Here is a 19,427-nt window from a genome sequence, read left to right as displayed (position 1 = left end):
GTTTGGGTGTAGCGAAATCAGGAAAAAAAGGGAGCCACCGCCAGGCGAGAGCGCCTGACGACTTTGGCTCGGGTAAGTCCGGGATGGCGGCGCGCAAGCGCGCCGCGGGATCAGGAAGGGGCCGGGACCATGGCGTCCGTTTGTCAGGACATCGCAGTGGCCGTACGGCCTCGCGCTGCCAGCGTGTAGCTGGCCAGGACAACGACCGAGACCAGCAGTGCGGTGGCGCCCACGGCGGCGACGGCAGTGCGCAATGCCTCGGTGCCTTGCGGAACGAGTTTGGTCATCTCGCCCACCAGCAGCGGTCCGACGGCCAGCCCGCAGAGATTGACCGCGAGGACATAGACCGCCGAGACGCGGCTGCGGATGGACGCCGGGCTGCGCAGTTGAATCAAGGCGGGAGCGACACCGATCGAGCACGTGCAGAGGGCATGCAGGATCGCGGCCAGGCCCAGCAGCAGCACGGGCGTGTGGGCGAGCATGAGCGCGGCGGCAAACGGCAGGCCAATCACCGCCGCGGTCAGGGGCACGCGTAGCACACCGACTTCCGGCTGGCGGCTCTGGATGCGGTCAGCCGCCCAGCCGCCGACCAGCATGCCGACGGAACTGGCAACAAGCACGATGAGGCCATAAGGCTTGCCGATCTGGCCGGGCGTCCAGGCAAACTCGCGCGCGAAAATGGACGGCAGCCAGGACAGCAGTGCGTAGTTCATCGTCAGCAGACCGGACATGCCGATGAACAGCGCCGCAATAAAGGTCCGGTCGGACCACATGTAGCGGGCCGTACCCACGTGCGGTGCGACGGCGCCCGCATGGCCGCGTTTCGTGGCCACCGGCGTCTTGTTCTCGGTGCGCGACAGCACCCACCAGAGAATCGGCGTGAGCACCAGGCCCGGCAGCGCCACGGCCACGAACGTCTGCTGCCACGGTTGCAGCGTGCCGAACCACGGTGTGACCACCGGGCCAATGCCCTTCAGATAGTCATACATCGCACCCACGATGTAGAAGGCCGTGCCCGCGCCAATGACCGCCCCTACCTGGAACAGGCTCAGGGCGCGATTGATCATCGTGCGCGGGAACTGATCGTGGATGATGGCGTAGGCCGACGGCGCAAGCGCAGCCTCGCCCGCACCGACCAGCATGCGCGAGGCCAGCAGCCCGACAAAGGTCGTGGTCAGTCCGCATGCCGCGGTCGCCGCGCTCCAGACCAGCAGCCCGACCACGATGGTGCCCTTGCGCGACCACTTGTCCGCGAGCCAGCCGCACGGCAGGCCCAGCACCGCATAGAACAGGCCGAAGGCCAGGCCCTGCAGCAATCCGATCTGCGAATCGGTGATGTCGTACGCCTTCTTGATCGGCTCGATCAGCAGCGACAGCGCAAACCGGTCGATCACGGAGACAACCATCGCCAGCGCGAGGACCATCGTGAGGATCCACGCCCAGCGTTGGACGGTCTTGACCACCGGCTGATTGATTGGTGAATTCATGTTTGCGTATCCTGTTTCAGGAATCCCGGAATCCGGGGATTCCCAGGGGAAGTCGATAAGTGCGTAAGCGCGACGCGGCTTACTGCCCGGAATGGTTTTGCAGCGTCTCGTTAGCCGTCGCCCAGATGGCGCTCAGCCCGCGATACAGCGCAACCTGCTCCATCGCGATGAACACCCGTTCCGCGCCGTGCTCGATCGCAAAAGCCTGCTCTTCCGGGCTCCATGCCGGGAACAACCAGGATTTGCCTGCGGCCTTGGCCGCTCTGACAATCGTCTCGATATCGGCCCAGTCGCCTGCTTGCCGCTTGTAGATGCCGCGGCCGCGCCGGATAGAGAGGTCGGTCGGTCCGATGAAGACCCCGTCCACGCAAGGCAGGTCGAGGATCGCGTCGACTTCCGCCAGCGCCTGCTCGTCCTCGACCATCGGATAGCACTTCGTGTTGCGGTCCTGCTCTGCGATCCAGGCATCGGCCGGGTAGGCGAAATGGGTCGTCCTGCCGCCAGCGAGGCTGCGATCGCCCAGCGGCGGCAGTTTTGCGTAGCCGCACACACGGCGCGCCTCTTCGACGCCCGAGATGTGGGGAATCACGACGGCATCCGCGCCAAAGTCCAGCGCCTGCTGGACAGCTTCACGGGTCGGGCCGAGCACCTTGGCGAAGACTTCATAGCCAAGCGCTTTCAGGAACGGCACGAAGCGGTCGAGGGCATCCAGATCGAAGGTGCCGTGTTCGATATCGAGGATCGCCACGCGATAGCCGATAGTCTTGCCGATCTCGGCGGTCGCTATGTTCGGTCCGGAAAACCAGAGGCCAAGATGGTTGGGGGAAAGCTTCGTCTTCATATCTTGTGCGGGAAAAAATCGCTTCGCGTGAACGGGCCTGCCTATCGATATCGCGTGTGACATCGACCGCAGATCTTATTGCATACGTCGTGTATACATGACGTATGCAAAGATAGAGGTCGCAATCCGCTCCAGCAATCGGCGTTTACCCGACGAATCCGCGTGTGGATTCGCCGGATCCATGGGCCTTTTCGCGTTTTGCGCTATGATTCGACGTGAATTTCCCGCAGCACACGAATGTGAGCGACATGACCGATAAAGCCCTTTTTCGGTGCAGGCATGTCGTGGATATACATGACGTACACAAAAATCCACCCTATGGGTTCCGAGAGTTCCAAGACCACCACCGCGCTCTCCGCCGCCGAACGCGCCTACCAGCACATCCACGGGCAGATCCTGCGCGGGCAATACGCCAGCGGCGCCTTCCTGGAAGAAGAACCGCTGTCCGAAGAAATCGGCGTGTCACGCACGCCGATTCGAGAGGCCTTGCGACGCCTGTCGGCGGAGGGATTCATCGAACTTATTCCACGGCGAGGCGCCCGCGTGCGCGGCGTGACCGCCCAGGAACTGCGCCAGTTCCTTGAGGCCCGGTTCGCCCTGGAAAGCCATGCCATCCGGACCATCTGCCAGCAAAAACAGGCCGTCCCCGCGGAACTGGCACGCATGATCGGCGAGATCAGCCGACTGGTCCTGGAGCGCAACTTCTTCGAGGCGGCCGAACTCGACCGCCAGTTCCATCGGGCCATCGTCAGCCTGGCTGGCAATGACCTGCTGGTCGAGCTGTTCGATGCGCTCCGGTTCCGCCACCTGCTGGCCTGCCTTTCGACGCCGCCGGATCCGACGCAGGTCCGCCTGGTCGTCGACGAACACGTGGACCTGCTCGCCGCACTGTCGAGCCACGACGCGGCGCGCGCGCTGGACAACCTCGCCGAACATCTGGACCCGGAGCGCGCGCCACGGCTGCGCGCCCTGTCCGACTGAGGGCCCCGTTTTCCAAGGCGGCGGCCCCGCGCCATGCACGGGCCGTTGGCGTTTCAGGCAGTCGAGGCCGCCGTGCAGAGCGATTCCGGCGCCTGGAAGGCATACCATTCGCGCGCGAGCCATTGCGCAAAGCGCAGTGCCACGAAGTCCGAGAACGCCGCTGCGATAATCTGCCCGCCGAACGGCAATCCACGCGAATCGCGGCCCAGCGGGACAGCGGTGGCCGGCAGGCCGACTACCCCGGGATATCCGGCCCAGAACATCGAATCGGTGCTCTCCTGCGGCTGTCCATTGACATCGAGCATGCGCTCCCAGCGCTCGCCGTTCTGGTTGTGCGCAAAGGCGGTCGTCGTGGCGACCGGGCAGATCAGCAAATCGAAGTCGTTGAAGAAGTGGTCCCATTGCCTGCGCAGCGTCGCGCGGCGCTGGTCGAGCGCGAACCAGTCCCGGTGCGTGAGCGTGGTGCCGCGATAGTGGCAAGCGCGGTAGCTCATGTCGGCGGGGTCAAGCAGGTTCGCCGTGCGCCTGGCCGCGTCGTAGGCGTCATCGGGAAGAAACGCTCCGGTCGCGCCGCGCACAAGGTGCAGGTACACCGCACGCGCCTCGCCGCTGTCGACCGGCCGGCGGTCCTCGCTGACACAGGCAACCTCCCCGCGCAGGAAGGAAGCCAGCGCCTGAAGTCCCGCGACGATCGCGCTGTCGACGCGTGCCACGGGGTCGTCGGCCATGACGGCGATCCGCAGGCTCTCGACCGGCCTGCTGCGGTCGCGCCAGCGCGCTTGCTGCCAGCCGTGGCTGCCAAAGCTATGGGCGGGCGACCCCAGCACGTCCATCGCCAGTTCGAGGTCGTGCGCACAGCGCGCCATGGGCCCGGCAACGGCGATATCCACGCTGTCGATGCAGGCGATCCCCGGCAACGCGTGGCCTTCCATGGGGACTACGCCCCAGGTCGGCTTGTGGCCGTACACGCCGCAGTAGTGCGCCGGATTCCGGATGGAGGCGCCAATGTCGCTCCCCAGTTCGAGGCAGGTGTAGCCGGCTGCCAGGGCTGCCGCCGATCCGCCCGAAGAACCGCCCGGCACGCGGGTCGGATCCCAAGGGTTGCTGGTCGTTCCATATACCGGGTTGAAGGTCTGCCAGTCGGCCAGCGAAACCGGCACGTTGGTCTTGCCGAAAACGATCGCACCGGCATCCACCAGGCGTTGCACGGCCACCGCGTGGCGCGTGGCGATATTGGTCCTGAAGGCCTCGTAGCCCCACGTCGTGGGCAGGCCGGCCACGTCGAACGACTCCTTTACGGTAATCGGCAAGCCGTGCAGCGGGCCCCAGCTCCGACCGCGCGCGCGGTCGGCATCCGCTTCGGCGGCGCGCAGCAGTGCGCGCTCCGCATCCAGCACCGCAACGGCGTTGATGTCGGGATCGATCGCCGAGACACGGTCCAACTGGCTGTTGAGCACCTCGACGCTTGAACTTTCCCCCTGGCTCAGCGAGCGCAGGCATTCATGGGCAGTGGAATAGTCTTTCACCGGACAACTCCCTTCAATCAGCGGTTGACGGCCTGAGCAGGCATCAGGAGCACCGCGGTGCTGCCCAGCGCGAGACAAGCGGCGAGAACGCCCAGGCCGAGCGATGCGCTTCCGGTCGTCGCAAACAGCCAGCCGAACACCGATGGGCTGGCAAACCCGGCGATCTGCCCGAACGCATTGACGAAGGCGAGACCGACGGCGGCCGCCGCACCCGACATGAAGGCCGTCGGCAGGTTCCAGTACAGCGCGTTGGCGACCACGTTGCAGCCGATGGCGACGGTGCCGGCAACCAGCAGCAGCGTCGGGTTATCCAGCGTCCAGGGCATGACAGCGAGGCCCGCAGCCGCGGCAAAGCCGGGCAAGGCACTGTGCCAGCGGCGTTCACCGCTGGCATCGGAGGTCCGGCCCAGCACCAGCATGCCGATGACCGCCACGACATACGGTACGGCGACCATCCAGCCTATCTCGACCGTGTTCATCACCCCGGCTTTGCGCAGCATGGACGGCATCCAGAAGGCCAGCGTAATGCCGCACAGAAAGGCGAAGTTGATGAACGCAAGCAGCCAGACCATCGGCGAGCGGAAGGCATCGCGCATGCGGTGGGCGCTGGCGTGTTTCGCGTCGCTGGCGACACGTTGCTGCAGCAGTTGCCGTTCGGCCGGGCTGAGCCACTTTGCCTGCGCGATAGTGTCAGGCAGGTAGCAAAGCGTGATCAGTCCTAGCAGGACGGCCGGAAATCCCTCGACCAGGTAGAGCCATTGCCAGGCGGCCATGCTTGCGTGGCCGTCGAATGCGCGCAGGATCCAGCCGGACAGCGGACTGCCGAAGATGCTGGAGACCGGGATGGCCGCCATGAACAGCGTGATGACGCGGCCGCGCCGGTCGGCCGGATACCACTGCGTCAGGTACAGCATGACGCCAGGGAAAAAGCCGGCCTCGGCGGCGCCGAGCAGCAGGCGCAGCACATAGAACTGCGTCGGCGTCCTGACGAACAGGGTGGCCATGGACAACAGTCCCCACGTCACCATGATGCGGGCAATCCAGCGCCGGGCGCCAAAACGCCCCAGCAGCAGGTTGCTCGGGACTTCCAGCAGGAAGTAGCTCACGAAGAAGATGCCCGCGCCCAACCCGAAGACGGCTTCGCTGAAGCCAAGGTCGGCCTGCATGCCGATCTTGGCGAAGCCGACATTGATCCGGTCCAGGAACGCGAAGATAAAGCAGATGAAGAGGAAGCCGACCAGCCGCCTTGTCACCCTGGCGTAGAGGGCGTTATCGCCCGCGGCGGGACTGGCGGTCATGGAACCGGGCGGAGCCGGGAGCCCTTCCGGGCTCTCGAAGTTGACCTGCGGGCGCATGGCATCTCCTGAATAGTTGGCGGAAGCGCTGGCCTCCGCGATGCCCTGCATGGTAGGAATCCCCTTCTCGTCGCGCTACTGATAAGATTTCATAGCGAACCCTTTTGGTGTTCACCTCAGTATGGCTATCCGCGAGGGTGAGAACATGAAGAACAGTCAGTTGCGCGCCTTTGTCGCCATTGCCGAACAGGGCACCATCCGCGCCGCGGCCCGTTCACTGGCACTGTCCCAGACAGCGGTGACCAAGTCCCTGCGGGAACTGGAACTTGACCTGCAGGCGCCGTTGCTGAGCCGCAGCCCGCAAGGCGTGCGGCTCAATGACGCCGGACTTGAACTGCTCAGGCGCGCCAAGCTGATACTGGCCGAAGTGGACGACGCCCGCGCGTCGATCCGGAGCCTGTCCGGACAGGGCACGCCGCACATCCATGCGGCCGTGACGCCGGCGTTCTCGCTGATGTGCCTACCGGACGCACTGCAGCGTTTTCGCAGCCGCTATCCCGACGCGCGCCTGACCATTCGCGACGCCTTCCTGTCGGACATGCTGCCCTTGCTGCGGGACGGATCCGTCGATGTCGCGATCACGTCGCTGATGCCGGAGGTGTTGGGGGCGGACCTGGCGTTCGAGCCATTGGGTCGCCTTGCCGTCGCCATGTCGACCCGCCCCGGCAAGTTCGGGCTGGGGCCGCATCGGCTGGCGGACCTCGGGGAATCGGCCTGGCTCCTCGACAGTTCGCGCGGCGGCACCAGCGAAACGGTTCGCCAGTGGTTCCTCCGCCATCACGTGCCACTGCCGCGCCAGATCATCGAATGCCCTTCGTCGATGGCATCGCTGGTGCTGTCTACCCAGGGCGATGCCATCGCCCCTGTGCCGCAGCCGGTGCTTTCACTGCCGTGGATGGCGCCGCTGATCAGCGAGATCCGGCTGCAGGAGCCGCTACCAACGATGCAGATCGGGATCGTCCGGCGTAAAGGCAATGTGCTGGATGCGCCCGCCAGCTGGTTCACCGAATGTGCGCGCCTGGCGATACGTTCGGTTCCCGGTCTGAACTTGTCCCGTTGACGATTCCCGCAGGACGGGAAGGAACAGAGGGGGGCTTGCGGTCCACGAGCCCGCGCTGCCCGAGTACATCGAGCCCGCCCAGCCGGAACCTCTTGCGTCGGGAAGCACCCTTTCACTGTAAGCGGATGCCGCACATCGCTGCATCGCGAAGATTCGCGATAGGGTTACCTATTCACTGTGCGGTCCGTTCTACCCTGGAATCAATCCCTCGACCGACGCCATGCCTAGCCGCAGCCGCGGGTGGTCGTTCAGCACCTGCAGGATCAGCGCGCGATGACACCGCTGCGCGGCCACGGAACTGCGCAGCGCCGCCAGCGTCTGGCGTGCCAGTGCCGTCTCGACGGTTCCGGCTTGCAGCCCCCTCATCAGCGCGATCTGACGGCGGATGCGCTCGCGCCCATCGTCGATATGTTTTTCGCTGCGCTCCAGGTCGCGGAGCTCTGTCGCCAGATCGAGCATGGTGCTCTCCAGGTGGTCCTGCCTGAGCGACCGCAAACCCCGGATACATCGCCGCTCCTCTCTGATATAGCGACCGGATCGCGCGAAATCTAGATACGTCTCTTCAGGGCAGACTTCACTTCAAGCATAGACCCGGCACGCGAAGTGAATCGCCCGAATGGTTCGCCGCGGCACGACTTGGGTCGCTTGGCATAGCGTTTGCATGGGGATGGGGCACCACCATCGCGTGGAAGACAACCATGGCGCTGTCGCGCATCCGGGGAAAGTGATGGTCGAGCCCAACACCGGTTTCACCAAACATGCCCGCTTTGACGGGCGCATGCTCATCATCGGCTTCGGCAGTATCGCAAGTTCCCTGCTGCCGCTGCTGCTCCGCCATATCGCGCTGGAGCCGTCGCAGATCACCGTGCTCTGCCCACCCGGGACGCCTGTCGAGATCGCGCGGGAATATGGCGTGCAAGTGATCGAACAAGGACTGAACGAGAAAAACCATCGCGAGATTCTCCAGCGCCACACCGGCAAGGGCGATTTCCTGCTGAACCTGTCGGTCAACGTTTCCAGCGAAGCCCTGGTGAGGTATTGCTGGGAACACGGCGTGCTTTACCTGGACACGTCCATCGAGCCATGGCGTGGCGGCTCGGTGGATCCCAATGCCTCGCTATCGCGCCGCAGCAACTATGCCTTGCGCGAAGGCGTGTTCGCATTCCGCCTGGACAAGCGCAACGGGCCGACGGCGATCATGACGCAAGGCGCCAATCCCGGCCTGATCTCCGCGCTCCTGAAGCAGGCCCTCGTCAACCTGGCCGCCGACAACGATCTGCATTACGCGCCGCCCCGGTCTTTCGAGGACTGGGCGACGCTGGCACGACGCCTCGGCATCAAAGCCATCCATATCGCCGAGCGCGACACGCAGGTCGGCACCGCGCGCAAGGGCGACAACGAGTTCGTCAACACCTGGTCGGTGGACGGCTTTATCGAGGAAGGCACGCAGCCCGCGGAACTGGGCTGGGGCACGCATGAACGATACTGGCCCGACGATGCGCAGCGGCATGGCTTCGGTTCCGACGCCGCGGTGTACCTGACGCGTCCCGGCTTCAGCACGCGCGTGCGCAGCTGGACGCCGCTCGGCGGGCCGTTCCACGGCTTCCTGATCACGCACGGCGAATCCATCTCGATGGCCGACCACCTGACGCTGCGGGAAAACGGCGAAGTGGTCTATCGGCCGACCGTTCACTATGCCTACCGCCCCTGCGACGACACCCTGCTGTCGATCGACGAACTGGCCGGGCACGGCTGGCGCAAGCAAGACAGGCAGCGCATCATGCGCGACGACATCACCGACGGCATGGACGAGCTCGGTGTCCTGCTGATGGGAAATGAGCGTGGCGTCTACTGGTATGGCTCGCGGTTGTCGACCGCCCAAGCGCGCGAACTGGCGCCGCACAACACGGCTACCAGCCTGCAGGTCGTGGCTGGCATTCTCGGCGGCATGGTCTGGGCGATCGAAAATCCGCAAGCCGGCGTGGTCGAGCCCGACGATCTCGATTACCAGACCGTGCTGCGCATCGCTTGCCCTTATCTTGGCGAAGTCGTGGGCGTCTACGGCGACTGGACACCGCTGGCCCAGCACTCCGAGTTGTACCGGGAACCGGCGGACGAAGATCCCTGGCAGTTCATCAACGTTCGCGTGACGTAGCGAACCCGGCCCGAGGAGGACAAGCGGATGTCTGGCTTGTTGCATAAGGAACTGGGCGTTATCGAGAACTCCTACTACGAGGCGAGTGTGCAGCGCCCCGTTCCCAACGGACCGCTGCACGGGCATGTCAAGGCCGATGTGTGCGTCGTCGGCGGCGGCTACGCGGGACTGTCATGTGCGATCGAACTCGCCGAGCGCGGCTTCAGCGTGGCACTGCTCGAAGCGCAGCGCATCGGCTGGGGCGCTTCGGGTCGCAACGGCGGCCAGGCGATCGTGGGCTTCGGGTCCGAGGGCGAGCGGGCGATCGAGCGCCAGTGCACGAAGGACATCGCCAAGGCGGCCTGGAACGTGTCAGTCGAGGGAATCGATCTGCTCCGCCAGCGCATCGCGCACTTCGGCATCGACTGCGACTATGTGCGCGGCTACCTGACCCTCGCGCCACGCGAAGGAAAGGTGCGCGACCTGGAGGCATGGGTCAGGCATACCCGTGACGTCTATGGCTATCCGCTCGAATGGATTGGCAACGGCCAGCTGCCGCAGTACGTCGGCAGCAGCCGCTTTGTTGCCGGCGCCTACGATGCACACTCCGGCCACCTGCATCCCTTGAAGTACTGCCTCGGGCTGGGCGCGGCGGCTGTGCGCAAAGGCGTCCGGGTGTTCGAGAACTCGGCGGCCTACCGGCTCGAAGCCGGGGAAGACGCCGTGGTGAAAACCGCCGAGGGCGAGATCGCGTGCAAGCAGGCGGTGCTGGCGGGCAACGTGTACCTCGGTGAATTCGGCGACCACATGGCACCGGAGATCCAGGCGCGCATCATGCCCGTGGGCACGTACATGATTGCGACGGAGCCGATGGAACGCGCCAGTGCCGCTGCGCTGATGCCGGCCATGGCAGCCGCATCGGACAACAACCTCATCGTCGATTACTTCCGCGTCAGCGCGGACCACCGCCTGTTGTTCGGTGCCGGTGAGACCTTCAGTGCCCGTCCGCCCCGCAATCTGGTGGACCGTATCCGGGCGCGCATGGTGCGGGTCTTCCCTCAGACCGAGGACCTGAAGGTCGATTACGCCTGGGGCGGCTTCATCGATATCACCATGAACCGCGCGCCGGACCTGGGGCGCGTCGGCAAGTGCCTCTACTATGCGCAAGGCTTCTCCGGGCACGGCGTGGTGTTCGCCGGCATGGCGGGAAAACTGATTGCGGAAGCCGTCAGCGGCGATGCCACCCGGTTCGACGTGTTTACGCGCATCCGGCATCACCGCTTTCCGGGCGGTGATGCCTTGCGCACGCCCGCACTCGTGCTCGGCATGTGGTACTACAAACTGCGCGACCTGCTCTGACGGCGCCGGCCGGATTGCAGAACCGGCGGCGCAAACCTTCACGTCCGCGCAGAATGGTCAGTCCGTCAGCGAGGCCGGCAGCTTGCCGCCATTCGCCGCCAGTTCCTGCATCAGCCGCTTGTGCAGCCACGTGTTCATCGACGCCGAGTCGTTGGTGTCGCCCGTGTAGTTCAGCTCGTGCGCGAGCGCCTTGCGATGCTCGAGGCTGCTGTCGATGCCCAGCGCCTTGAGCGTATCGACGATCGATGTCCGCCAGTTCAGCGCCTGGCCCGATTCGCTCACAGCCCGGTCCATGACCGCCTCCACGTCGACCTGGGACAGCGGCCGCTGGCCCGTCGCGCCAGAGGATGCCGGTGTCCCGCCCGCCGACGAAGCCGTGCCGCCGGCAGAGGGGCTCCCACCGGACGGCGCCGTGCCCGAAGCGGCCTGAGCGCCTCCGGTGCCTGATGCCATACCCCCAGCCGTACCTCCAGCCGTACCCCCAACCGAACCCGTCGACGTGCCCGGCGAAGTCCCGGCGGTCGTGCCGGGCGCCGCTCCGGGGCTCGCGGTCGAAGTGGTCTGCGGTTGCGCAGCCTGCCCCCTGTGAAGCAGCTTGTTCAGGATGTCTTTGAAGATGCTCATCTCAGCCTCCATACCAGGTGTAAGCCTTGCCTTCGTGCAATTTTCGTTCCCTCCGCGGCAGGCGGGCGCGCAGCACGCCTGCGCTGACATGGCGGCTCGCGCGACCTAGCGCTTCCCGGCCTCGGACCCGGACTCGGGTTCGTCTGACTCAGGCTCAACCCCATCCGCACCGAGATCGGCGCCCGTGACCGGATCGCTGTTGACGTCGGACGCGTCGCGCATGGCAAACGCCGCGACGGCCGACTCCTCTTCCGGCGTCAGACGGACTGTTGCCAAGCCATCTCCGCCATCCACGGCGGGCGGCGGGTCTTCGACGAACTCGAAGTTCCTGTCGTCGTTCCATGGCCCGCGCTTCGGTTCGGTGCCCTGCGACATCCTGTAGTAGACCGAATCGAACGGCTCGACGCCCGGCGTCTTGCCCGGTGGGAAGTTGCCCGCGATCGAGTACAGCGCGCGTTCGAATGACTTCTGGTGCGCGATCTCGCGCGTCATCAGGAAGCCAAGCGCCTCGCTGACGCTGGGATCGTCGCTGAGATTCATCAGGCGCTCGTAGATGATCTTGGCACGCGCTTCCGCGGCAATATTGGAGCGCAGGTCGGCCGTGGGCTCGCCGATCGTATCGATACAGGCCGAGGTCCATGGCACACCCGCCGAGTTCACGAGCGCGGGGCCGCCGCCGAACAGAAGCTGCGTGACGTGGCTGTCGTTGCCCGCGCCGGACAGGGACCGGTACAACTCGGCTTCCTGCTCGGACCCTTCGGCCAGCCGACCCTTCGCGCCCCGGTTCAGCATCGCGATCAGGGACCCGATTACTTCCAGGTGGCTGAGTTCTTCGGTGGCAATGTCCAGCAGCATGTCCTTGCGGCCGGGATCTTCCTCGCTCAACGCCTGCGTGAAATAGCGCGTTGCCGCCGCCAGTTCTCCTTGCGGGCCACCGAATTGCTCCAGCAGAAGGTTCGCCAGGCCAGGGTCTGCACGCGACACGCGCACGGTATATTGCAATCGCTTGTTGTGTATGAACATGGTCAGCTCCAGGATGTGTCCAGACGCGCCTTGTCCCAGCACAGGCGCAGCCGTGCCGCTGCATTGACCATGCCAGTCGCGGCCCGCACACCGCGATTTCAAGAGCAGCCAACCGGCGCCCGGCCGCTGCCGACGCTCGGGCGTGTAGGAATTGCAGTGCGCGGCATGATGGGAGGCCGTTCCTTGCGCGTGGAACGGCTTAATACCGTGGCGCCGCCAGCATCCAGAGCAAGGCGGCATTCATCGTCACGATGATGGCCACGGCCGTCCACGCGAGCCCGATCAACCAGCGCGGATTCACGTGCTCGCCCATTTGCGCGCGGCTGCTGGTGTAGCGCACCAGCGGGATCGCGGCGAACGGAAGCTGCAGGCAAAGAATCACCTGGCTCAGCAGCAGTAGCTGCGCCATGCCGCGCTCGGCATAGAGCGTCGCCACCACGAACGCCGGCACGATAGCGACGCAGCGCGTGACCAGCCGCCGCAGCCAGGGCGGAAGGCGGGTCTGCAGGAAGCCCTCCATCACCACCTGGCCAGCAAGCGTAGCGGTCACCGCCGAACACTGCCCCGACGCCAGCAGCGCCACGCCAAATACCAGGCTGGCCCAGGCGGCGCCCGTAAGAGGACTGAGCAAGCGGTACGCATCCTGGATCTCCGCGACGTCGGTACGCCCCGCCTGATGGAACACCCCCGCTGCCGTGATCAGGATGGCGGCGTTGATGACAAAGGCCAGCGACAGCGCCACCACCGTGTCGATGGCCATGAAGCGCAGCGCTCGGCGCAGGTCCGCCGTGCTGCCATCGAGCGCACGCGTGCGCACCGCCGCCGAATGGAGATAGAGGTTGTGCGGCATGACCGTGGCGCCGATGATCCCGATGCCGATATAAAGCGCGGCAGGATCCCGCAACGTCGGCCCGTGGGGCACCAGTCCGGCCGCCACGTCCTGCCACGCCGGCCGGGCGATCAGCAGCATCGCGACAAAACACGCCAGCACCAGTGCCACCATGCTGATGACGAAGGCCTCCAGGCGCCGATAGCCGCGCTGCTGCAGGACCAGCACCAGCAGCACGTCGAACACGGTCAGCGCGACGCCCCATGCGAGCGGCAAGCCGAACAGCAGGTTCAGCGCTATGGCGGTGCCGATGACCTCGGCCAGGTCGGCCGCGCAGATTGCGATCTCGCACAACACCCACTGCGCCAGCGCCGAGCGTCGCGAACTGAGTTGGCGGCAGGCCTGCGCCAGGTCCATGCCACAGACCAGGCCGAGCCGGCTGGCGAGCACCTGCAACAGCACTGCCATGCAACTGGACATGGCGATGACCCACAGCAGGCGATAGCCATAGGCGGAACCGCCGGCGAGATCGGTCGCCCAGTTGCCGGGGTCCATGTACCCGACCGCCACCAGATAACCCGGCCCCGCAAAGCGCAACATGCCGCGCCAGCCATCGCTCGCCGCGCGTTCCGCTGCGACGAGGGAAGCGCAATGCTCGGGAGGAGGCATCTCAGCCAAGCAAGGCGCACAGGCGGAGGACTAGCGACATGGCCCCGCCGCCCAGCACCAGCATGCCGGCGGTCATCCGGTACGGATGGGCGCGCCAGAACCGGTGCGCCGGATAGATCGACATGGCGGCTCTCCCTCGGCGCACGGGGCGCCGCAGTAATTCAGAACGACGACGGAGGTGCACGACTCGTGCCAGCGCCAGAAGGAGAGCTTCAATACCAGTGCGTCACTTTTCTGTCCGCAACGCGACCATTCCGGGGTGGCGTACCGGCTATGCGGAATGTGTATCCTAAGTGAAGACCAATCGCGGAGAATTGCGATGCCCGACGAGGAGACCCGCGCTCCGGATCTTGCAATTTGCGATCGATATATCAAAGAAGGCCGCGAGCGCGTACGGCGCCAGATTGCACTGGTGAGAGAGCTTGACAGGGACGGGCATGACACCACGGTCGCACGCCAGCTTCTGGCCGCACTGCGAGAGACCGTGACGGCCCAACGGCGACATCGGGATCTGGTTGCGGAACTGAATGGCCGTCTCGGTCCCGTCAAAATTGCCGGGATTCCGATCAAAGCCGGCGGCAGAGCCGGAGAGCCATGAACGCGTCGCGCTGGCCGGACGCGCACCCATAGCGCGCTCGCGGTGTTCAGGGAACCTGGTGTCGGTTTCGACCACGCCCGAGCAGGGCTCGCTGCCCCATCTGCGCCGGCCGATGGCGCTGATTCGCAATTTAGCGGCGTGGGCGTGGCATATCAAGTCACCCCGGGTACGTACGCCGCGATCCGCGCAGGCGCCATTCGCCCATGGACGATGAGCGAAGAGAATGGATCGCAGGGGTGATGAAAGAGGAATTGCGAAACAGCGGATGGGGATTGATTTAGGGAGGCAATTCGCGCGCATACCGGAGACCTCACGCCTGCAGCCCATAGTGCACCCCTGGCGTCTTTGGTCAGACTGACCGGGCCGCACGTGGCGCGGGGAACCTGCCATTACCCGGCGACGGGCGGAAATACATACCAGGCGCCATCCCCATGGCGGAAGAAGGCGATGGACAAGCGCCGAGTGGTTCGCGTGGATTCGACACACACCAGGCAGCCCTTGTGATTGGCAAGATGCCGGAAGCAGGTGACCCGCGCCGGGCTGGCGTCGCTGGGCGACAACCACTTTTCCACCAGCGCGCGTAGCGAATTTTCTGATCTGCGCATCGTGTCACTCCTTCCGGGGCTCTGAGGCACATTCCACTGGCACCGCCACACTGCATCGGCACCTCCTTGATTTCAAGGCTAGATGGGGAACCTCGCCAATGCCTTCAGTGGGGGACGACAAAGCCGGGCCAGGCGGACTGAATCGTGCGTAGGAGGTTCCTGACAGCGCGCCGTGTCGTGGACGGCGCAGTGGGGAGCCTCGCAGGGGCGCGATCGGTCCGATCGTCAATCGTTTCCCTGTTGCCGCTGAAGCAGTCGCCCGGGCGCCTTGCTGGACACGCGTGTGCAGCGACGCATCAGTCGGCAATTGTCTCCAGCGCCCTTCCCCGGGTCTCGATGCCGAAAGGGGACACGAACGGCCGAATGAAATCTTTAAAACAAATACCGCATACCAGCATTGAACAGCCATCGCTGCACGCCCGCCGTTCCTGGTGATGCTGGTATGAAACCCGCTCATAGAGCGACACCTTGCCCGTCGGCATGCCATTGCCCCCCTCCGCAGGGCCGAGGTCGGGATTGATCGTCGCAGATCCGAGCCCCGCCACCGACACACCGGCACGGCTGTCATCGCTCATGGTGCAAAATTGCACAACCCGATCAACGAAACCCACTTCACACGGAGTCAGCATGAGTGAGCACCGAATCCCGACCGCGGGCCTGCATCGATGGGTAGTCGACCTCTGGCTGGCGGCCGGGTCCGATCAACGCGAGGCCGTATTGACGGCCGACCATCTGGTCGGGGCCAACCTGTCGGGCCACGATTCGCATGGCGTGGGCATGATTCCCAAGTACGTGATGTCGTGGCAGGGAGACCAGCTGCAGCTGAAGCAGCAGGTCAGCGTGGTGCATGAATCGGGCGGCATCCTGAGCCTCGATGGCAATCGCGGCATGGGCCAGGCCGTGACCGAGCAGGCGATGCGGCTGGGCATCGAGCGCGCGCGCGAGCATGGCGTATGCGTGCTGGGGTTGCGCCGCTCGCACCATCTGGGACGCGTGGGCCACTGGGCCGAGCAGGCGACCGCGGCCGGCATGATCTCGATCCACTTCGTGAACGTGCTGTCCAAGCCGATCGTTGCGCCGCATGGCGGCTATGATCCGCGCTTCGGCACCAACCCGTTCACGATCGGCGTGCCAGTGGCTGGCCAGCCGCCGCTGGTGCTGGACTTTGCCACCAGCGCCATCGCGCTGGGCAAGGTGCGCGTGGCCAACAACAAGGGCGTGCCCGTGCCACCCGGCTGCCTGATGGACCCGAACGGCCATCCGACCGACGACCCTGCCGTCATGTTTCCGCACCCTGGTACGCCGCAAGGCGCGCTGCGCACGTTCGGCGAGCACAAGGGTTATGTGCTGGCCGTGATGTGCGAACTGCTGGGCGCGGCCGTGACGGGCGGCCACACGATCCGGCCCGAGACGCTCACGCACGAGCACGCGGTCTGGAACAACATGCTGGCAATCATCTTCGACCCGGCGCGGCTCGGCAGCAGCACCACCTTCGGTCATGAGGTGCAAGCGTTCGTCGAATGGATGAAGGCCTCGCGCCTGCAGCCGGGCAACGGTGCCATCCAGTTGCCTGGCGACCCCGAGCGCGCCTGGCGACGTGAGCGTGCGGAATGGATTCCCGTGGACAGCGGCACGCTGGCCCAGCTGGACGATGCCGCTGCGCGCGTGTCGCAGGCACGGGGCAAGTCGCCCGGCCCGCTTTCCGCCCTCGCGGCCAACTGAACAGGAGCTCCGACGATGACCACCACCGCGCATCTGCCCCAGATCCATCCGCTGCCCAACAAGTTTCGCGCCGACATCCTGGCACGCAAGCGCCTGATCGGCTTGTGGAGTTCGCTTGGGCAGCCCGTGACCAGCGAAATCATCGGCCTGGCCGGCTTCGACTGGTTGCTGCTCGATGGCGAGCATTCGCCCAACGATGTGCTGACGCTCGCACCGCAGCTGATGGCACTGAAGGACAGCGTCAGCGCGCCGGTGGTGCGGCCGCCGTGGAATGATCCGGTCATGATCAAGCGGCTGCTGGATATCGGCTTCTACAACTTCCTGATCCCGTTCGTGGAGTCAGCGGAAGAAGCGCGTCGCGCGGTGCGTGCGACGCGTTATCCGCCGGACGGGGTGCGTGGCGTGTCGGGCGTGCAGCGGCAGAATCGCTATGGCACGTTGCCGGACTTCTTCAAGACCATCAACGAGAACATCTGCGTGCTGGTGCAGATTGAAAGCCGCAAGGGGGTGGAGGCGATTGCCGGGATCTGCGCGGAGCCGGGGGTCGATGGGATTTTTATCGGCCCGAACGATCTGGCGGCGGGGTATGGGCATCTTGGCAATCCGAATCACGCCGAGGTGCAGGCCGCTGTGCAGCAGGTGTGCGAGGCGGCCAATCGGGCCGGGAAAGCGATCGGGACGCTAACGGCGGTGGAGGCGGATGCGCGGCGGTATCTGGATATGGGGATGCATTTCGTGGCGGTGGGGTTGGATCATGTTTTGCTGAGGGATGCGGCCAGGGGGTTGAGGGAGAGATTTGCCTGATGGCGTTCCCGGTTATGACCCGGTCGTCGCTGTTGGCAGGCGCCGCTGTTTCGCCGGCGTAGCCGGCGGGGCGTCTCTGGCAATGATTGGGTTATCACTCCTGGCAAACGCCGCTGTTTCGCCGGCGTAGCCGGCGAGTCACTTTTTGTCCGAGCCCTCCATGTCAGGATAGTTGTCGCCTCGCTGCCTTTCGATGAAGGACAATGGGGGGCGGTAACGGTTGGAAGATGAAGCCTTATCCGGCGGAGTACAAAGAATGGGTGGTCGAGCAGATGAAGCCGCCCTTGAACCGGTCGGTGGCGGAGTTGGCCAGGGAGACAGGCATTACAACGGTGTGCCTGCGCAACTGGCGCAACGCGGCCCGAGAGCAAGGAAAGGTTGTGCCAGGCAACGGCAAACAAAGTGATAAGTGGTCCAGTGCGGACAAGTTCCGAGTGGTGCTGGAGACGGCGCCCCTGAGTGAGGCGGAGCTGTCCGAATACTGCCGCAGGAAGGGTATTCAGCCGGAACAGATCCGGGCGTGGCGGGCCGCGTGCGAGCAGGCCAATGCCAAGACACCAGACAAGCCTGACCTGGCGCAGCGCCGCGAGGAACAGGCGGCTCAGAAGCGGATCCGGGATCTTGAGCGCGAACTCAAGCGCAAGGATGCGGCGCTGGCTGAGACAGCAGCGCTGCTGGTGCTGAGAAAAAAAGCCGAGGCGATCTGGGGAAGGGACGAGGAAGACTGATCAACGTCTCGGATCGCCGCGATGCCATTGCGTTGATCGATGAAGCGGTAAAGAGCGGTGCACGCCAGTCCAGGGCCTGCGAGGAACTGGACTTGAGTGAGCGCACCTTGCAGCGCTGGCGCCATGCGCCAGAGGATGGCCGCCCGGGAGCGCAGCGCCCGGTGCCGGCGAACAAGCTCAGCGAGGCAGAACGGCAGGCCGTGCTGGCAGCGGCCAACCAGCCTGGCTACGAGAGCCTGACGCCGCACCAGATCGTGCCGAAGTTGGCCGACGAGGGCCGCTACCTGGCGTCGGAATCGACGTTCTACCGTGTGCTTCGGGCTGCAGGGCAGAGCCGGCGACGTGGACGCAGTCACAATGCCAAGCCCCGCGCGCCGACCACGCATCGTGCAGACGGTGCCAATCAGGTGTGGTGCTGGGACATCACGTGGATGCCCACTACGGTGAAGGGTCGCTTCTTCTACTGGTACATGATGCAGGACATCTACAGCCGCAAGCTGGTGGTCAATGAAGTGCACGAGAGCGAGTCGGTGGAGCATGCCCGCCGGCTGCTCGAACTGGGCTGTCTGCGCGAGCAAACGGCTGGGCGGCCGCTGGTGCTGCACTCTGATAATGGCAGCGTCATGAAGGGGCTGAGCATGCGCGCTGCGATGCAGGATCTGGGCGTGGTGCCGTCATACAGCCGCCCACGCGTGAGCAACGACAACGCCTATGCCGAAGCGTTGTTCCGTACGGCCAAGTACTGCCCGCTGTGGCCCGAGAGGCCATTCGATACGCTGGAACAGGCGCGTGAATGGGTGCATCGGTTCGTGCGTTGGTACAACGAGGAGCACCGTCACAGCGGGCTGAAGTATGTCACGCCGAACCAGCGGCACCGCGGGGAAGCGATACCCCTGCTGGCGCGACGAATGGTGGTGTATCAGGCTGCGCGCGCCCGGCACCCGCAGCGCTGGTCGCGGGGAATCCGGAATTGGAAGCTGGATCCAGTGGTCTACCTGAACCCCGAGCGGGCTGAGCTGGAGCCTAAGGAGTACCGGAAAGCAGCATAGCGGCGGACGCGACAACTACCTTGACACACGCCG

The 19,427-nt window shown here is 65.2% G+C and carries 19 protein-coding genes; 8 read left to right on the top strand and 11 right to left on the bottom strand.

Translation table 11 applies throughout. From position 1 onward, the window contains the following. Positions 1–143: 143 nt before the first annotated feature. Complete coding sequence (locus AC3FKG_RS12610) at positions 144–1,487, bottom strand: MFS transporter (protein WP_488743240.1); 1,344 nt, start codon at positions 1,485–1,487, stop codon at positions 144–146. 79 nt (positions 1,488–1,566) lie between these two features. Beyond that, positions 1,567–2,328, bottom strand: a complete 762-nt coding sequence (locus tag AC3FKG_RS12605; RefSeq protein ID WP_488743239.1) for an HpcH/HpaI aldolase family protein — start codon at positions 2,326–2,328, stop codon at positions 1,567–1,569. A 294-nt stretch (positions 2,329–2,622) separates the two neighbouring features. Between AC3FKG_RS12605 and AC3FKG_RS12600 the strand changes: the two genes are divergently transcribed. Continuing rightward, positions 2,623–3,309 carry a GntR family transcriptional regulator gene (locus tag AC3FKG_RS12600; protein ID WP_488743238.1) on the top strand — a complete coding sequence of 229 codons (687 nt, stop codon included), beginning with the start codon at positions 2,623–2,625 and terminating at the stop codon, positions 3,307–3,309. Between the two features lie 53 nt (positions 3,310–3,362). On the opposite strand, the gene AC3FKG_RS12595 is transcribed toward AC3FKG_RS12600, so the two are convergent. Both AC3FKG_RS12595 and AC3FKG_RS12590 read right to left on the bottom strand, forming a co-directional pair. Then, a complete protein-coding gene (locus AC3FKG_RS12595; protein ID WP_488743237.1) occupies positions 3,363–4,835 on the bottom strand; it encodes an amidase in 1,473 nt (490 codons plus the stop codon). 17 nt (positions 4,836–4,852) lie between these two features. Next, positions 4,853–6,190 (bottom strand): MFS transporter, encoded by a 1,338-nt coding sequence (locus AC3FKG_RS12590; protein ID WP_488743236.1) that lies wholly within the window; start codon positions 6,188–6,190, stop codon positions 4,853–4,855. Between the two features lie 145 nt (positions 6,191–6,335). On the opposite strand from AC3FKG_RS12590, the gene AC3FKG_RS12585 reads away from it, so the two are divergent. Then, positions 6,336–7,250 (top strand): LysR family transcriptional regulator, encoded by a 915-nt coding sequence (locus tag AC3FKG_RS12585; protein ID WP_488743235.1) that lies wholly within the window; start codon positions 6,336–6,338, stop codon positions 7,248–7,250. 189 nt (positions 7,251–7,439) lie between these two features. Here AC3FKG_RS12585 and AC3FKG_RS12580 read toward each other — a convergent pair whose 3' ends face one another. Beyond that, positions 7,440–7,709 (bottom strand): hypothetical protein, encoded by a 270-nt coding sequence (locus AC3FKG_RS12580; RefSeq protein WP_483713839.1) that lies wholly within the window; start codon positions 7,707–7,709, stop codon positions 7,440–7,442. A gap of 268 nt (positions 7,710–7,977) precedes the next feature. On the opposite strand from AC3FKG_RS12580, the gene AC3FKG_RS12575 reads away from it, so the two are divergent. Further along, complete coding sequence (locus AC3FKG_RS12575) at positions 7,978–9,405, top strand: homospermidine synthase (RefSeq protein ID WP_483713838.1); 1,428 nt, start codon at positions 7,978–7,980, stop codon at positions 9,403–9,405. A 27-nt stretch (positions 9,406–9,432) separates the two neighbouring features. Then, the gene (locus AC3FKG_RS12570; RefSeq protein ID WP_483713836.1) at positions 9,433–10,743 is read left to right on the top strand and encodes an NAD(P)/FAD-dependent oxidoreductase; all 1,311 of its coding nucleotides are present in this window, start codon (positions 9,433–9,435) and stop codon (positions 10,741–10,743) included. Between the two features lie 57 nt (positions 10,744–10,800). Here the strand turns inward: AC3FKG_RS12570 and AC3FKG_RS12565 are convergent, their stop codons facing one another. From AC3FKG_RS12565 to AC3FKG_RS12550, 4 genes are all read right to left on the bottom strand, one after another. Further along, the gene (locus AC3FKG_RS12565) at positions 10,801–11,367 is read right to left on the bottom strand and encodes a DUF3597 domain-containing protein (RefSeq protein ID WP_483713834.1); all 567 of its coding nucleotides are present in this window, start codon (positions 11,365–11,367) and stop codon (positions 10,801–10,803) included. Positions 11,368–11,472: 105 nt separating this feature from the next. Next, a complete protein-coding gene (locus tag AC3FKG_RS12560; protein WP_488743234.1) occupies positions 11,473–12,390 on the bottom strand; it encodes a manganese catalase family protein in 918 nt (305 codons plus the stop codon). A 199-nt stretch (positions 12,391–12,589) separates the two neighbouring features. Next, complete coding sequence (locus AC3FKG_RS12555; protein ID WP_488743233.1) at positions 12,590–13,888, bottom strand: Nramp family divalent metal transporter; 1,299 nt, start codon at positions 13,886–13,888, stop codon at positions 12,590–12,592. A 1-nt stretch (position 13,889) separates the two neighbouring features. Further along, positions 13,890–14,012, bottom strand: a complete 123-nt coding sequence (locus AC3FKG_RS12550) for a hypothetical protein (RefSeq protein ID WP_483713830.1) — start codon at positions 14,010–14,012, stop codon at positions 13,890–13,892. A 195-nt stretch (positions 14,013–14,207) separates the two neighbouring features. Here AC3FKG_RS12550 and AC3FKG_RS12545 point away from each other — a divergent pair, with 195 nt between their 5' ends. Then, positions 14,208–14,486 (top strand): hypothetical protein, encoded by a 279-nt coding sequence (locus AC3FKG_RS12545; RefSeq protein WP_483713829.1) that lies wholly within the window; start codon positions 14,208–14,210, stop codon positions 14,484–14,486. Positions 14,487–14,875: 389 nt separating this feature from the next. Here AC3FKG_RS12545 and AC3FKG_RS12540 read toward each other — a convergent pair whose 3' ends face one another. Next, positions 14,876–15,091, bottom strand: coding sequence for a hypothetical protein (locus AC3FKG_RS12540; protein WP_483713828.1), 216 nt, complete (start codon positions 15,089–15,091; stop codon positions 14,876–14,878). Positions 15,092–15,387: 296 nt separating this feature from the next. Beyond that, positions 15,388–15,666 (bottom strand): hypothetical protein, encoded by a 279-nt coding sequence (locus tag AC3FKG_RS12535; protein WP_488743232.1) that lies wholly within the window; start codon positions 15,664–15,666, stop codon positions 15,388–15,390. A gap of 52 nt (positions 15,667–15,718) precedes the next feature. On the opposite strand from AC3FKG_RS12535, the gene AC3FKG_RS12530 reads away from it, so the two are divergent. From AC3FKG_RS12530 to AC3FKG_RS12520, 3 genes are all read left to right on the top strand, one after another. Further along, positions 15,719–16,813 carry a malate/lactate/ureidoglycolate dehydrogenase gene (locus AC3FKG_RS12530; RefSeq protein ID WP_483713821.1) on the top strand — a complete coding sequence of 365 codons (1,095 nt, stop codon included), beginning with the start codon at positions 15,719–15,721 and terminating at the stop codon, positions 16,811–16,813. Positions 16,814–16,828: 15 nt separating this feature from the next. Beyond that, positions 16,829–17,617, top strand: a complete 789-nt coding sequence (garL, locus tag AC3FKG_RS12525; protein ID WP_483713820.1) for a 2-dehydro-3-deoxyglucarate aldolase — start codon at positions 16,829–16,831, stop codon at positions 17,615–17,617. 227 nt (positions 17,618–17,844) lie between these two features. After that, positions 17,845–19,394, top strand: a protein-coding gene (locus tag AC3FKG_RS12520) for an IS3 family transposase (protein ID WP_488742417.1) whose coding sequence is annotated in 2 segments (ribosomal slippage) — positions 17,845–18,331 and positions 18,331–19,394 — 1,551 coding nt in all. Because the reading frame shifts where the segments join, the coding sequence is not laid out codon by codon here. The last annotated feature ends 33 nt before the right edge of the window (positions 19,395–19,427 follow it).

This window comes from Cupriavidus sp. 22TCCZM04-2 (genome assembly GCF_057798895.1).
Note: the sequence above shows the minus strand (reverse complement) of the source record. Positions and strands in the feature narration are given on the sequence as shown.